15 protein-coding genes are annotated in these 15,365 nt (G+C 32.8%); 10 read left to right on the top strand and 5 right to left on the bottom strand.

The annotated features are described in order from the left end of the window. The first annotated feature begins 24 nt into the window (after nucleotides 1-24). The 5 genes from AC4PRO_RS11830 (at nucleotide 25) to groL (ending at nucleotide 3,856) form a co-directional block, all read left to right on the top strand. On the top strand, nucleotides 25-528 hold the full coding sequence (locus AC4PRO_RS11830; protein WP_074721496.1) for an LptE family protein: 504 nt from the start codon (nucleotides 25-27) through the stop codon (nucleotides 526-528). A gap of 48 nt (nucleotides 529-576) precedes the next feature. Beyond that, a complete protein-coding gene (locus AC4PRO_RS11825) occupies nucleotides 577-1,416 on the top strand; it encodes a tetratricopeptide repeat protein (protein WP_492117481.1) in 840 nt (279 codons plus the stop codon). A gap of 3 nt (nucleotides 1,417-1,419) precedes the next feature. Continuing rightward, the gene (gene secG, locus AC4PRO_RS11820) at nucleotides 1,420-1,746 is read left to right on the top strand and encodes a preprotein translocase subunit SecG (protein ID WP_074721500.1); all 327 of its coding nucleotides are present in this window, start codon (nucleotides 1,420-1,422) and stop codon (nucleotides 1,744-1,746) included. A 131-nt stretch (nucleotides 1,747-1,877) separates the two neighbouring features. Continuing rightward, complete coding sequence (locus AC4PRO_RS11815) at nucleotides 1,878-2,153, top strand: co-chaperone GroES (RefSeq protein WP_074721502.1); 276 nt, start codon at nucleotides 1,878-1,880, stop codon at nucleotides 2,151-2,153. A 74-nt stretch (nucleotides 2,154-2,227) separates the two neighbouring features. Next, nucleotides 2,228-3,856 carry a chaperonin GroEL gene (groL, locus tag AC4PRO_RS11810; RefSeq protein WP_074721504.1) on the top strand — a complete coding sequence of 543 codons (1,629 nt, stop codon included), beginning with the start codon at nucleotides 2,228-2,230 and terminating at the stop codon, nucleotides 3,854-3,856. 299 nt (nucleotides 3,857-4,155) lie between these two features. On the opposite strand, the gene AC4PRO_RS11805 is transcribed toward groL, so the two are convergent. The 5 genes from AC4PRO_RS11805 to xrtF form a co-directional block, all read right to left on the bottom strand. Further along, nucleotides 4,156-4,851, bottom strand: coding sequence for a DedA family protein (locus AC4PRO_RS11805; protein ID WP_492117480.1), 696 nt, complete (start codon nucleotides 4,849-4,851; stop codon nucleotides 4,156-4,158). A 292-nt stretch (nucleotides 4,852-5,143) separates the two neighbouring features. Continuing rightward, nucleotides 5,144-6,499 (bottom strand): MBL fold metallo-hydrolase RNA specificity domain-containing protein, encoded by a 1,356-nt coding sequence (locus tag AC4PRO_RS11800; protein ID WP_492117479.1) that lies wholly within the window; start codon nucleotides 6,497-6,499, stop codon nucleotides 5,144-5,146. A gap of 41 nt (nucleotides 6,500-6,540) precedes the next feature. Next, nucleotides 6,541-7,371, bottom strand: a complete 831-nt coding sequence (locus AC4PRO_RS11795; protein WP_074721510.1) for a restriction endonuclease — start codon at nucleotides 7,369-7,371, stop codon at nucleotides 6,541-6,543. A 59-nt stretch (nucleotides 7,372-7,430) separates the two neighbouring features. Then, the gene (locus AC4PRO_RS11790) at nucleotides 7,431-7,874 is read right to left on the bottom strand and encodes an exosortase F system-associated membrane protein (protein ID WP_492117478.1); all 444 of its coding nucleotides are present in this window, start codon (nucleotides 7,872-7,874) and stop codon (nucleotides 7,431-7,433) included. Beyond that, nucleotides 7,849-8,400, bottom strand: coding sequence for an exosortase family protein XrtF (gene xrtF / locus AC4PRO_RS11785; RefSeq protein ID WP_492117477.1), 552 nt, complete (start codon nucleotides 8,398-8,400; stop codon nucleotides 7,849-7,851). The genes AC4PRO_RS11790 and xrtF overlap by 26 nt, the downstream gene beginning before the upstream one ends. A gap of 72 nt (nucleotides 8,401-8,472) precedes the next feature. On the opposite strand from xrtF, the gene AC4PRO_RS11780 reads away from it, so the two are divergent. From AC4PRO_RS11780 to AC4PRO_RS11760, 5 genes are all read left to right on the top strand, one after another. Then, on the top strand, nucleotides 8,473-8,934 hold the full coding sequence (locus AC4PRO_RS11780; protein WP_492117476.1) for a GAF domain-containing protein: 462 nt from the start codon (nucleotides 8,473-8,475) through the stop codon (nucleotides 8,932-8,934). A 128-nt stretch (nucleotides 8,935-9,062) separates the two neighbouring features. Beyond that, nucleotides 9,063-9,329, top strand: a complete 267-nt coding sequence (rpsO, locus tag AC4PRO_RS11775; RefSeq protein WP_007137711.1) for a 30S ribosomal protein S15 — start codon at nucleotides 9,063-9,065, stop codon at nucleotides 9,327-9,329. A gap of 174 nt (nucleotides 9,330-9,503) precedes the next feature. Next, the gene (locus AC4PRO_RS11770; protein ID WP_492117475.1) at nucleotides 9,504-11,645 is read left to right on the top strand and encodes a polyribonucleotide nucleotidyltransferase; all 2,142 of its coding nucleotides are present in this window, start codon (nucleotides 9,504-9,506) and stop codon (nucleotides 11,643-11,645) included. Nucleotides 11,646-11,818: 173 nt separating this feature from the next. After that, nucleotides 11,819-12,565, top strand: coding sequence for a hypothetical protein (locus AC4PRO_RS11765; protein WP_492117474.1), 747 nt, complete (start codon nucleotides 11,819-11,821; stop codon nucleotides 12,563-12,565). Between the two features lie 5 nt (nucleotides 12,566-12,570). Continuing rightward, nucleotides 12,571-15,360 carry a TonB-dependent receptor gene (locus AC4PRO_RS11760; protein WP_492117473.1) on the top strand — a complete coding sequence of 930 codons (2,790 nt, stop codon included), beginning with the start codon at nucleotides 12,571-12,573 and terminating at the stop codon, nucleotides 15,358-15,360. Nucleotides 15,361-15,365: the final 5 nt, after the last annotated feature.

Raw genomic sequence — 15,365 nt, 5'->3', positions numbered from 1 at the left:
AAATTGGAACTTTCAAAACTAAATATGAAAAAAATATATTCTTTACTAGCCCTATTTTCGTTATTTATTTTAACTGGTTGCTCGGTATATAACTTTACGGGGACCGGAAAGATTGATGCGAAAACATTTCAAGTGAACTTTTTCCAAAATAATGCAGAGCTGGTTGAACCTGGAATTGATAGAACCTTTACACTTGCCTTACAAGATATAATCCAGAATCAAACTAATCTAAATTTAACAAAAAATGGCGGCGATTTAACTTACGAAGGAGAGATTGTCGATTATAGAATAAGCCCAATGACAGCTACTGCAGATCAGCAAGCTGCTCAGAATCGATTAAAAATTAGAATAAACGTTCGATTTACTAATAGAAATAAGGAAATCGATAATTTCGAAAAAACGTTTGAGTTCTTTTATGATTATCCAGCTGCTCAACAACTTTCTGGTGCCACTTTAAATAGTGCCATTAAAATAATTTTTGAAAGAATCACACAAGACATATTTAATGAATCCCTAGCAAAATGGTAATCACTCCTAGCAATTCGATTTAAAAAATCTGAAATCTGAAATCTGAAAATGAACGTAACTACTTATACAACCTTAATCAATAAACCAAACACTATTTCTGAGCTACAAACTTTAGCTTTAGAAAAAGTACTGGATGAATTTCCTTTTTTTCAAAGCGCAAGAGCTTTGCGATTAAAAGGACTATACAGCCAAAATAGTTTTAAGTATAATTTTGCTTTAAAAGTTACGGCAGCACATACAGCTGACAGAACGGTATTGTTTGACTTCATAACTTCGGAGAGCTTTACCGCCATTCAAAAAGAATTGTATGATAAAAAAGCACTTGAGCTTCTAGATATAGATGTTGTTGACGGCGAAATAATTACTCCTCAAGAGAAATCAGAGCCTAAAAAGAACACATTAGAACAATCTATTCTAACCTCTATAAAAGAATCCACTGTTGCTGACCTGACTGTTAATTTAAATCTTGTTGAGGAGAAACTAGCCATCGGTACTCCCTTAGATTTTTCAAAGAACGAGCAACATTCTTTCCAGGAATGGCTACAATTATCCAGAACACAACCGATCGACAGGGAGAATGAAAAAATTAACATACCACAAAACGAGGGTAAAAAGAAAAAAGCAGCATTAATCGATAAGTTTATTGAAACTAGCCCAAAGATTTTGCCAGTTAAACATGGAGTAGGCTCTACCGTTCGAATTGAAATAAATACGAACGACCATTCGTCGCTAATGACCGAAACTTTAGCCAAGGTATATTTAGAACAAAAAAAATATCAAAAAGCAATTCAAGCTTATGAAATATTAATTTTGAAATATCCAGAAAAAAGTAGTTTCTTTGCAAACCGTATAGCGGATATTAAGATTTTACAACAAAATAATAATTAAACAATGAGCACATTTTCAATTTTTTTAGTTTTAATAACAATAGTTTGTTTTCTATTGATTGTAGTAATAATGGTTCAAAACCCTAAAGGCGGTGGACTATCATCTACAATAGGTGGTTCTCAAATGTTAGGTGGAGTACAAAAAACAACTGACTTTTTAGATAAAAGCACTTGGACACTAGCTACAATACTAATAGCGTTAATATTATTATCAAGTTTAAGTTTCACAGGAACATTAAGCGATACAGATTCTAAAATTATTGATAACACAGAAAATGCAGCTCCAGTTGTACCTACTACACCAATACAAGACGTACCAGCTACAAAATAATCTATCACCTATATTATAAAAAATGCCAGCCTGTCAAAGCTGGCATTTTTTATAAGAAATTATGTCAGTTCAGCAAGGGTGGCATAATTTCTGACTTTCAATACACACTAATATAATTTAAAAAAAAAATCATGGCTTTAAACATTAAACCACTTTCTGACCGCGTTCTTATAGAACCAGTAGCTGCTGAAACTAAAACTGCGTCAGGGATTTTTATTCCAGATACTGCTAAAGAGAAACCACAAAAAGGAACTGTTGTTGCAGTTGGAAATGGTACAAAAGAACATACAATGACTGTAAAGGTTGGAGATAGCGTTCTTTACGGAAAATATGCTGGTACTGAATTGAAATTAGAAGGTAAAGATTATTTGATAATGAGAGAAGATGATATTCTTGCAATAATATAATCGCAAAAATAAATCTAAAATAGTACCGACAAGTTGTAACTTGTCTCTTCAAAAAATTTAACAAAATAAAAGAAATGGCAAAAGATATAAAATTTGATATAGAAGCACGTGACGGATTAAAACGTGGCGTTGATGCATTAGCTAATGCAGTTAAAGTTACCCTAGGACCAAAAGGTCGTAATGTAATTATTGGAAAATCATTTGGTGGACCAACAGTAACAAAAGATGGAGTTACTGTAGCTAAAGAAATTGAATTGAAAGACCCATTAGAAAACATGGGCGCTCAAATGGTAAAAGAAGTAGCATCAAAAACCAATGATTTAGCAGGAGATGGAACTACAACTGCAACTGTTTTAGCACAAGCAATTGTAAAAGAAGGGTTGAAAAACGTTGCTGCAGGAGCAAATCCAATGGATTTGAAACGCGGTATCGATAAAGCAGTAGAAGCTATTGTTGCTGACTTAGCAAAACAATCAAAAGTTGTAGGTACTGACTCAGACAAAATCAAACAAATCGCCTCTATTTCTGCAAATAATGACGAAGTAATAGGCGAACTAATTGCTGCTGCTTTCGCAAAAGTAGGAAAAGAAGGTGTAATCACGGTTGAAGAAGCTAAAGGAACAGATACATATGTAGATGTTGTAGAAGGAATGCAATTTGACAGAGGATACCTTTCTCCATATTTTGTTACCAATTCTGAAAAAATGGAAGTAGAATTAGAGAATCCTTATATTTTGTTATACGACAAAAAGGTTTCTTCTCTAAAAGAATTGTTACCGGTTCTTGAGCCAGTTGCTCAATCTGGAAAACCATTGTTAATTATTGCTGAAGATGTAGATGGTGAAGCACTATCAACATTGGTTGTAAACAAATTACGTGGAGCTTTAAAAATCGCTGCTGTAAAAGCACCTGGTTTTGGAGACAGAAGAAAAGCAATGCTTGAAGATATTGCTATCTTAACTGGCGGAACTGTAATCTCTGAAGAAAGAGGATATACTCTTGAGAATACTACTTTAGAAATGTTAGGTACTGCTAAAAAAGTAACTATCGACAAAGACAACTCAACAATTGTAAGTGGAGCTGGTGAAGCGGACATGATCAAAAATCGTGTAAACCAAATTAAAGGTCAAATGGAAGCGACAACTTCTGATTATGACAAAGAAAAATTACAGGAACGTTTAGCTAAATTAGCTGGTGGAGTTGCTGTTCTTTATGTTGGTGCTGCTTCTGAAGTAGAAATGAAAGAGAAAAAAGACAGAGTTGATGATGCATTGCATGCAACGCGCGCAGCTGTAGAAGAAGGAATTGTTGCTGGTGGTGGTGTTGCATTATTAAGAGCTAAAAATGTATTAAGCGCTATAAAAGCAGACAATGCAGATGAGGCAACAGGAATACAAATTATATCTCGTGCTGTTGAAGCTCCATTAAGAACCATTGTTGAAAATGCAGGTCTTGAAGGTTCTGTTGTTGTTGCAAAAGTAGCTGAAGGAAAAGGTGATTTTGGTTACAATGCTAAAACAGACGAATATGTAGATATGTTGAAAGCTGGAATTATCGATCCTAAAAAAGTAACACGTGTAGCGTTAGAAAATGCTGCGTCAGTTGCTGGAATGATTTTGACTACTGAATGTGCTTTGATTGACATTAAAGAAGAAAACGGCGGAGGAATGCCTATGGGTGGCGGTATGCCTGGAATGATGTAATATCAAACCATTTTATATATAAAAATCCGTTCTGTTTAATTACAGGACGGATTTTTCATTTATACTGTGATATGCCGAAGTATCAATCCTAAAAAATAATACGTGTAGTATTAGAATATGCTGCGTCAGTTGTAAAAATGATATTAAAGAAGAAAACGCACTTGCAACACCAATGGATGACCTTATGCTGAGAGTATCGCAATACCGAAATCCTTTTATAAAAAATCCGTCCCGTTATTACACGGGACGGATTTTTTATTTTTACTTATATTTGAAAAATACTATTGATTGTTCGTTTTCTATATATCTTTTTTGTCCTCCGTCACCTTGGTTTTTTTAGCAAGTTTAAGAAGCACTGGAGAAAGTGTTAATACCACTAACCCAATAATTATTAATTCAATATGGTTCTTTAAGTCTATTTGATAGTTATCAAGTAAAAACCCATATAAATAATGACCTGCAAAAATCAATGTAAAGGACCACAGAAATGAACTTACAACATTGTAAAACATGAACTTCTTTTTGTCCATAGTTACAATTCCAGCTACGATAGGAGCAAAAGTTCTAAATATAGGCAAGAATCTGGCAAAAATAATAGCCCTACCTCCGTGTCTTTCAAAGAAATCTTTAGATTGCACAAGATATTTTTTCTTAAACCAAAAAGTATCCTTTTTATTATAGAGATAATACCCGCTTTTAGACCCAAACCAATACCCCATTACATTACCTAGAACACCTGCCACTGCCACTGAGGTAGACAAGATCATAACATTAATAAAAGCACTGTCTATAAAGAATACATTCTCTATTAACTCTCTATTATAGATTCCCGCCAAAAAAAGCAAACTATCACCCGGTAAAAAGAAACCAGCAAAGAGTCCTGTTTCAGCAAAAACGATAAATAACACAATATAGATACCTAGTTTTATTCCATTTATATCAAAATGAATATAAAAAAGAGGGTCTATTAAATTCTTCCAATCAAAACTATTCATTCTTTGGGGTTTAATGCTTAAATTATATGTGCGTGAAAGTAGTTATAAATTATATTAACCACAATTTATTGGATAATTTTAAAGTTTAATTAACGCTAAAATCATCATTTGAAATGACTGAGTCCTTTAAATAGTTATCGCTTTTATCAATTACATATTTTTGACATTGGAAGTTTAGAATCAAAACCAGTCAATTCTATTTTTTTTAGGCAAAACACAAGCGGAATTATTTCAAAAACAAATCCCAAAGATGTCTCTTTGGGATTTGTTTTTGACCACAGCTATAAAAAACTTAGAGCTCAAATTCCTGTCCCATTAAAGGGATAGAACAATCAAATCCATAAGTCTCGTTTATTTTTATGCGAAGTTCATCTGCTGGTTGATTTTCACCATGAACTAAAAATACTTTTTCGGGTTTGTTCTCTAATGCAGAAAGCCAATTAAGCAACCCCTTTTGATCCGCATGTGCTGAGAGCCCTTCTATTTCAAGAATCTTTGCTTCTACGGGATAATATTTTCCATAAATCTTAACTTCTTTGGCTCCTTCAAGTAATTTTCGTCCCCGTGTACCTTCTGCTTGATATCCCACAATAATTACGGTGGTCTCAGGTAAAATGATGTAGCGTTCTAAATAACTCAGAACTCTTCCTCCTGTCACCATTCCACTTGCAGCAATCACTACTTTTGGATGTTTATTATAAATTGCATCAATCGTTTCTTGATAATCAGTAATCATAGTAAACATTTTATTTATTGCTATACAATCTTCTAATGATACCTTATGCCACTTTCTATTTTCAAAAAATATCTCAAAAGCACTCACTCCCATAGGCGAATCTATAATATAAGGGATATCAGGGATTTTACCTTCTTCTTTGAGTTGCCATAGCAAATACATGATCATTTGTGCTCGTTCCACCGCAAAGCTAGGTATAATGACTGTCCCTCCCCTCTGAAACGTATTATTAATATACATTTCTAATTCTGACTTGGGATCACTGTCAGGATGAAGACGATCTCCATATGTACTCTCCAGAAACACATAATCTGCTTTTTTGGGTTTTGTTGGCGCGTACATTAAAACATCGTTATCCCGGCCAATATCACCAGAAAAAACTAATATTTTATTTTCGAGCTTTAGCTCAATACTGCACGCTCCAATGATATGTCCAGCATTAACAAAAACTGCTGAAATTTCAGCATCCAAAGGCACAGCTTCATTTGTATTAACGACCCTAAAATGTGGAAAAACTTTTCTAGCTTGCTCTACATTATATAGTGACTCTGCAACTTCGTGTTTAGAATACTTTTCTTTATTCGCTTTTTCAGCTTCCTCTTCCTGAATTTTACCACTATCTAAAAGAATAAGTTCAGCAATTTCTTTTGTAGGGCCTGAACAATATATCTTACCTTTAAAACCTTGATCAACTAACCTTGGCAACCAACCGCAATGATCTAAATGCCCATGCGTCAGAAGAACAAAATCAATAGTAGAAGCTAAAACTGGCAATGGCTGCCAGTTCAGTTCCCGCAAAGGCTTAATACCTTGAAACAGTCCGCAATCTATCAAAATCCGAATCCCATTACTTTCAATCAATGTTTTTGAACCTGTTACTGTTCCTGCCGCTCCAATAAATTTTACTTTCATGATCCCGTTTTTAAGATTAAAAAATCAAACCAATACTTACTTTAAATACATCTGACTAACTCTCTTACTTCTTTTAAAACATTTTTAATCCTGTTAGAACTCAACCCAATTTTCTCTAATTTATCAGAATTATTTATTAATTCTTTCGCCAAGATTACGTCTAATATTAATAATTTATCCTTTTCCACCAGAGACAATGTAGTCAGACAAGTCACAGGATAAAGGCAATCAATATCATTTTTAGTTTTCAAATTATTGCCTTTCGGATAATCCCAGCTCAATAAATTCATACCTGAACATTTCGCAAAAACTATTGCATCAGATGTAAATCGATTATTAGTTACTATCCAGCATTTTGAAATGATTTCATTTTTCGAGAAAACAATTTGTTTTCTTTCTCTCAAATCATTAAATCTTGAAAAAACATATAAAGGAACTTTTACGTCCGACTTATTTTCTCGTGCCGAATGAAATTTACATTCAATCATTTCCAACTCATTGTCTTTCTTAATCAAAACGTCAATTTCATGCGATACACATTTACCAGGCAAAATTAAATTAGTAACCGTTTGATAACCTTCCGCATCAAAAAGGCGTGCGATATATTTTTCGAAGAAAAACCCGGCAGGCCCTAATGACTGTAGAGCCGATCTTAAATTATATCGCGCCGCATGTGAATTAGCCTCTTTTTTTAACAAAGCAAAAGCGCGTTTATAAATTTTTTTTGTAGAAATTCCCTCGTAGATTTCACTACTGATTTTATGCAAGATATCCTCAACCACCAAATCGTCTGCTCCAGATTTCATTAATGACTTTCGAAGTTTTTCAGGATCAAAATCAACAATATCTCCAGAATGTTTAATTATCTTCATACCTATAAATTATTTAACTGTCGAGTTAAAAAGTTACAATTAAAGATACTTAAAAAAAACTATTTACTTAGCTTTTGATAATAAAATGCGGGAATAAACAATATCACAAAAATAGGCTGAATAAGAAATCGCCTTACATAAAAAAGCGTCAAATTATCGTGAGCTCCATTGAAGTGAATTGTAACGTAGAATAAAGAAATTAAAACTAGAAAGAAAAAGACATATAGAAAAAAAACAAACTTAATCATTGTAACATCCTGAAAAAGCGCATAAATCAACCCTAATGACAAGATTGTGTTTAACCCATAACGAAACAGCAACCCCATCAACAACTGAAAAGAATTGTAGGACGGCAATGGCAAGGAGTTATAGTCACTTTTAAAATAATTCAAAAAAGGATCATAAAATAATTGATCTTCATAAGCACGGACCACAGCAAGTAATACTACGAATACCAATCCGAGAACAATTCTTAGCTTATGTGACAGCAGTTGTTTTAGCATATAATGAAAATTTACGTACCCAAATTACCCATAGAAGGAAAACTACCCCATAAATGAATAGTGGAAATAATACACTGTGAAGCAAAGACACCTGCCTAGGAAAATGATAGATTAATACACTCAACATAGCGATACGAATCACATTTAATATATAAATGACTATACTTCCGCCAAAAACAAAAAATAACGTTGGTTTTAACTTCCCTGAAAATGAAACAACAAATGAAATAAATAGAATAATAACACTAATAGCATTACATCCCTCAATTATCCGTGCAACATATTTATGATTATAGAGTAATTTTATAGAAGATCCCATTTTGTTTTCCTCGATAGCTGCATCCGTTGGAAATAAATCCAACAACTGTTCCGTATTTCTGGCAACTACTTTAGTAATAGAATCAATCTTATTATCTTCAAACCTTCTCAAAAAACCTTGATATAATAACGTAAGAATGATATAAGTCAAAAAAAACTTTGTCAAAAAAAGCAAAAAGGGTTTATATAAGATAAAATATTTTTTCAAAATCTAATTTTTAACAAATTTATATAATTTTTAAAAGAGACTTTAAATACTTTTGCTTAAAAATTAGAAAATATGACATTTCAAGAATTACAACCAAAGGTAACTGCAATTACAATAAATAACAGTCTTTCCAGAGACGAAAAACTTTTATCAGTTTGCCAGCTTTTAAAAGACAACGTAGACTATTACAATTGGGTTGGATTCTACTTTGCTAATCATGACACAAAAACTTTACATTTAGGCCCCTATGTAGGAGCGGAGACTGATCATACTGTTATTCCTTTCGGTAAAGGAATTTGTGGACAGGTGGCAGTTTCTAATGATAATTTTGTTGTTCCCGATGTAGCGGCACAAGACAATTACATCGCTTGTAGCTTTACAGTAAAGTCAGAAATTGTGGTTCCATTATTTGTACAAGGAAAAAACATTGGTCAAATTGATATTGACAGCCATGTAATAGATCCTTTTACAGAAGAAGACGAACGGTTTTTGGAATTTGTAAATAAAGAGATTGCAAAAACGTTTCTCGTTTAATTCTTTGAGCACTATAGCCGTAAATCTTAGCTAAAAATTATATTGCCATATTGAAAATAAATATTATCTTTGCACCCGTCTTACAATAGCTGTAGGACATACATAAAAATCATTAAACAAATATTGGAATGTATTTAACTAAAGAGATTAAAGAAGAAATCTTCGCTAAACACGGAGAAAAAACAAACACAGGTAAATCAGAAGCTCAAATTGCTTTGTTCACTTTCAGAATTAGCCACCTAACAGAACACTTGAAAAAAAATCGTCACGATTATAACACAGAGCGTTCATTAGTATTGCTAGTAGGAAAAAGAAGATCTTTGTTGGATTACTTGAAAAAGAAAGAAATCAACAGATATCGTGAGATTATCAAAGTATTGGGTATCAGAAAATAATCAATATACTAAAGAGGCGCGAGAGTGCCTCTTTTTGTTTTTACCCCCAAACCCCTAAAGGGGCAAAATTAAGAATAAAAAAAGTTTGGTTTTTCATTGGGTTTTAGGCATTAACTACGCAAACAACAACTACAACACAACTAGAACCCATGTTTAACTAAAAAAAATAAATTTATGATTCCACAATTATTTGTAGAAACTATCGATTTAGGTGATGGGAGAAACATCACAATCGAGACAGGTCGTTTAGCCAAACAAGCAGACGGATCTGTAGTAATTAGAATAGGAAAGACTGTTATTTTAGGAACAGTAGTTTCTTCAAGAAAAGCAAGTCCAGGTATCGACTTTTTACCTCTTACGGTAGATTATCGTGAGAAATTTGCTGCAGCTGGTCGTTTTCCAGGTGGTTTTTTCAAAAGAGAAGCAAGACCAAGTGATAGCGAAGTATTAACAATGCGTCTTGTTGACCGTGTTTTACGTCCGCTTTTCCCTAGTGACTACCATGCCGAAGTTCAGGTAATGATTCAATTAATGTCTTTTGACGAAGATGTAATGCCAGATGCATTAGCAGGTTTAGCAGCATCAGCAGCTTTAGCTCTATCTGACATTCCATTCGAAACATTAATCTCTGAAGCTAGAGTAGGTCGTATCGACGGAAAATTCATCATCAACCCAAGTCGTGCACAATTAGAATTATCAGATATTGATATGATGATTGGAGCTTCTATGGATTCTATCGCAATGGTAGAAGGTGAAATGAAAGAGATTTCAGAAGCAGAAATGCTTAGCGCCATTAAATTTGCTCACGAACATATCAAAAATCAAATTGCTGCACAAGAAAGATTGGTAGCTGCTTTTGGAAAAAAAGAAGTTCGTACTTACGAAGGAGAAAGAGAAGACGAAGCTATTTACGCTAAAGTAAAAGCAGCATCTTACGATAAAATCTACGCTATTGCTAGCAAAGGTTCTTCTAAACAAGAGCGCACTGCTGCATTTGATGAAGTTAAAGAAGAAGTTAAAGCCTTATTTACTGAAGAAGAATTAGCAGTAGATGGCGAATTAGTTTCTAAATATTTCAAAAAAACCAACAAAGAAGCGGTTCGTAACGTAACCCTAGATTTAGGAACACGTTTAGACGGTAGAAAAACTACAGAAATTAGAGATATCTGGTGTGAAGTAGATTACTTACCATCTGTACACGGATCTGCATTGTTTACACGTGGAGAAACTCAAGCATTGGCAACAACAACTTTAGGAACGTCTAGAGAAGCAAACCAAATTGACTCTCCATCTCAACAAGGTGAAGAAAAATTCTACTTACACTATAACTTCCCTCCTTTCTCAACTGGTGAGGCACGTCCTTTAAGAGGAACTTCTAGAAGAGAAGTTGGTCACGGAAACTTAGCGCAAAGAGCGTTGAAAAACATGATTCCTGCTGATTGTCCTTATACAATCCGCGTCGTATCTGAAGTATTAGAATCTAACGGTTCTTCTTCTATGGCAACAGTTTGTGCTGGAACATTATCATTAATGGATGCTGGTATCCAAATGATTCGTCCAGTTTCTGGAATTGCAATGGGATTAATTACTGACGGAGACCGTTATGCGGTATTGTCTGATATTCTTGGTGATGAAGATCACTTAGGAGATATGGACTTTAAAGTAACTGGAACTTCTGAAGGAATTACAGCTTGTCAAATGGACATCAAGATTGACGGATTGAAATATGAGATTATGGAAGCAGCATTAGCGCAAGCTCGTGACGGTCGTTTACATATCCTTGGAATATTAATCGAAACTTTAGCAGCTCCAAAAGAAGATGTTAAAGCTTACGCTCCAAAAATCATTACAAGAAGAATTCCTAATGCATTTATCGGTGCTTTGATTGGACCTGGTGGAAAAGTGATTCAAGAATTACAAAAAACTACAGGAACAACAATTGTTATCAATGAAGACCCTGCTACGGAAGAAGGAGTTATCGAAATTTTAGGAACTGATCCTGCTGGAATCGAAGCAGTATTGGCTAAAATCAAGTCGATCACTTTCAAGCCTAAAATGAATGAGTCTTACGAAGTGAAAGTAATCAAAATGCTGGATTTTGGTGCAGTAGTAGAATACCTTGAAGCTCCAGGAAATGAAGTGTTACTTCACGTATCTGAGCTAGCATGGGAACGCACAGAAAATGTTTCTGACGTTGTCAACATGGGCGATGTTTTCCAAGTGAAATACTTAGGTATGGATCCGAAAACAAGAAAAGAAAAAGTGTCAAGAAAAGCACTTATGCCAAGACCTCCACGTGAGGAAAGAAAAGAGTAATCAGATCTTAGTTTACTAAAGGTTCATTTATAAAAAACCCCAATTCTCTTGAATTGGGGTTTTTGCTTTGTCCGAAATACAAAATTAAACCGAATTATATTACAAAGATATTATAATTATATTTACATTTGAACGCAGATAACGCAGATAAAACCACTAAATCTATATTTCTTTTGAAAAAAAATCAAAAAAAAGTCTTCTACCTTTTTTCCTTTGCATTCCTTCTAAATGCAGTTCATTCACACAGTCAAACTAAAAACGATATCCTTATTTACAATTGGTTTGACAAAGTAACTGGTAAAGAAAATTTAGACATTAACAATGGAACGCTTAATAGCAACCCCTATAAAACAATTGGCAACGAAGGCATGTACTATAATAATGACGGGTATGAATTGGGGGTGTTGAATTATGAGGATCAAACCTATTATGATGTATACTTGAAATATGATCTATATAATGATAACTTAATAATAAATCCTTCTGGGTTAAATAAAACAATTGGGATTAATCTTAATTCCAACAAAGTAGCATCATTTACTATTAAAGGGAAACATTTTGTTAAATTTGATAAAAAAGACAATCTGCAAACTGAAGCGCTAACTGGTTATTATGAGGAAACTCAAATCACGCCTGACTTTGTCTTTTACATAAAGCACCATAAAGAAATGCGAAAAAAAATATCTGAGAATGGAGTTTACTATAATTTTAATGACAATAATTTATTTTTTATAAAATACCAAAACAATATATCTAAAATAGAAAGCAAAAAGGATATTGTCAAATTATTTCCAGAACAAAAAAAACAGATTAATGAGTTTTACTTAATGAACAGAGAAATTAAAAAATCCAATTTAAATCAATTTATGGAAAATTTGATCAAATCGATTAGTAACTCCCCTTCCCTTCAAACTAAATGAGCCTAATGAAAAAAATTATACTTTCCTTATTTGTTTTATTAATTTCAACTCATTTATCATTTGCTCAAAATTCTGATGATAAATTATCAATTGAGTTTAAAGATAATAATCTGATAACTGCAATAAACACTATAGAAAAAACAACGTCTTATAAATTTTATTTTGATCCAGCTTGGATTGACTCAAATAAAAATTTGATTACAGGAAATTTTAGCAACGTAGAAATTAAAGAACTGTTAAGTAATATTCTTAACAATACAAATTTGAATTTCATCATAATTAACCACAAAATTATTCTTACACTCAATAGTATCGTTTACAATGATTTACCTACGGGCTATTTTGACTATTCAAGTTTAATTAGCGCAGATCAGGAACTAAATCAAAATAAAGAAAAGCCCATCTTCTATCAGCAATATGATTCGTTAAACAATTCTGGATTGGCAAAAAAAAATACATTGGTATTCATAGGTAAAGAAAACAAGAATACTACAAAAAAGATTTTCTCTGTTTCTGGTTATTTAACTAATGAGGAAACCGGAAAGCCGGAGGTTAGTATTTATTTAAAAATACGAAATAAAAACATAAGTACCTCAAGTGACACAGATGGATACTATAGTTTGCAACTCCCTGGAGGTATTAATGTTGTTGAAATAAAATCTTTGAATCATAAAGAAATTATTAAAACGTTAATGATATATGATGACGGAAAATTGGATATTAAAATAAATGATAACTTAAATCAGTTAGATGAAGTTGTAATTAAAAAGAAGGGAGAAAGAGTAACTGAGACTGTTGTTTCAGGATTAGTATCAATAGACATTGAAGCTATTAAGAATATACCTTTAATTCTTGGAGAAAGAGACATTTTAAAGGTGGCTACTACTTTTCCAGGAATTAAAACAACAGGTGAAGGATCTGCTGGCTTTAATGTTAGGGGAGGCAAGGAGGATCAAAATTTAATTCTTTTAGACAATGCAGTTCTTTACAACCCACAGCATTTTCTAGGTTTTTTCTCTGCTATAAATCCTTATACTGCTAAGAAAGCAGATATTTACAAAGGAAGCATCCCTGCTGATTTTGGAGGAAGACTTTCCTCTGTTTTTGACATCACTACAAAAAATGGTAATCCTGATAACTTTTCCGGAGAAGGAGCTGTAGGTCCTATAACATCGAACCTAAGTTTCGGACTACCAATTCAAAAAAATAAATCTAGTATTCTTGTTGGAGCAAGAGCGACGTATTCAGATTGGATTTTAAAAACTTTAGATGATGAAGACTTAAAAAATAGTCAAGCAGGTTTCTATGATGGTATTATTAAATATAACAATACCATTAATGAAAACAATAATTTGGAAGCAACTTTATACTATAGCAAAGATCGTTTTAGCCTGAGCTCTGATTCGATATACAAATATAGTAACAGACTTGGATCAGTAAAATGGAATCACACATTCAATGCAAAAAACAAAGCGACGATAATTTTAACAAACAGTGAATACAAATTCAATATTGATTACAACGCAAATGACATTAATGACTTTGATTTTGGCTACAAACTGACCGAATCACAATTACAGCTAAAATTCAATTATTTATTAAGTAAGAAACATAATTTTTCATACGGAATTTCGAGCAAATTATATAATATTTATCCAGGTTACCAACACCCTAAAAATCCGAATGCAACTTTAATTGCTACAGATATAGAGAAAGAAAAAGCGCTAGAATCTGCTATTTATTTTACAGATAATTACAAATTAAGCGAAAAATTATTAATTGATTTAGGATTAAGATATTCCTTTTATACTTCTTTAGGTGAAGCTAATATTAATATCTATCAAGAAGGTTTACCACGCAACACTGAAACGGTAATCAGAAATCAACATTATAGTAATAATGAAATAATGAAGACGTATGGAGGATTTGAACCCCGTTTAGCTGCAAGGTATATTTTTACCGAAGGGTTTTCAATTAAAGCAGGATACGACTTTACTAGACAATATTTTCATCTTTTATCTAGAAATGGAACTCAGTCACCAACGGATACTTGGAAACTATCAGATACTAATGTTACTCCACAAAATGCTCAGCAATTTTCCGTAGGACTTTATAAAACCCTTTACGATAATGAATACGAAATTAGTTTAGAAGGATATTATAAGAAATCAGAAAATATCCTTGATTATAAAGTTGGAGCCCAGCTATCACTAAACCAAAATGTAGAGACAGAATTACTACAAGGGAAAGGGAAAGCATATGGAGTTGAAATATTACTAAAAAAACTAGAAGGACGCTTAAATGGATGGTTTGGTTATTCATACTCAAGAACTTTTATTAAACTAGATAGTAAATTTGATTCTGAAAAAGTTAACAACGGAAAATTTTTCCCTACAAATTTTGACAAACCACACGACTTAAGTGCTGTATTGAACTATAAGTTTACAAAACGTTATAGCTTATCAACCAACTTCTTATATCAAACAGGAAGACCTATAACCTACCCTATTGGTACTTTCCAATATGGAAACTCAGAATACACATTGTATAGTGACAGAAATCAATACCGAATTCCAGATTATATCCGCTTAGATATAGGAATTAACATTGAAGGAAATCATAAAAAAAACAAATTAGCACATAGCTTCTGGAATATATCCATCTATAATGTTTTAGGGCGTAACAATCCCTATTCTATTTATTTCGTTACTAATAAAAATGGAGAAGTCAATGGATATAAAACATCAATTTTTTCAATACCTATCCCAAGTATTACTTATAATTTTAAATTTTAACAATT

This window comes from Flavobacterium sp. DW-iso2 (genome assembly GCF_058725285.1).
This window is presented reverse-complemented; position numbering and strand designations above follow the sequence as displayed.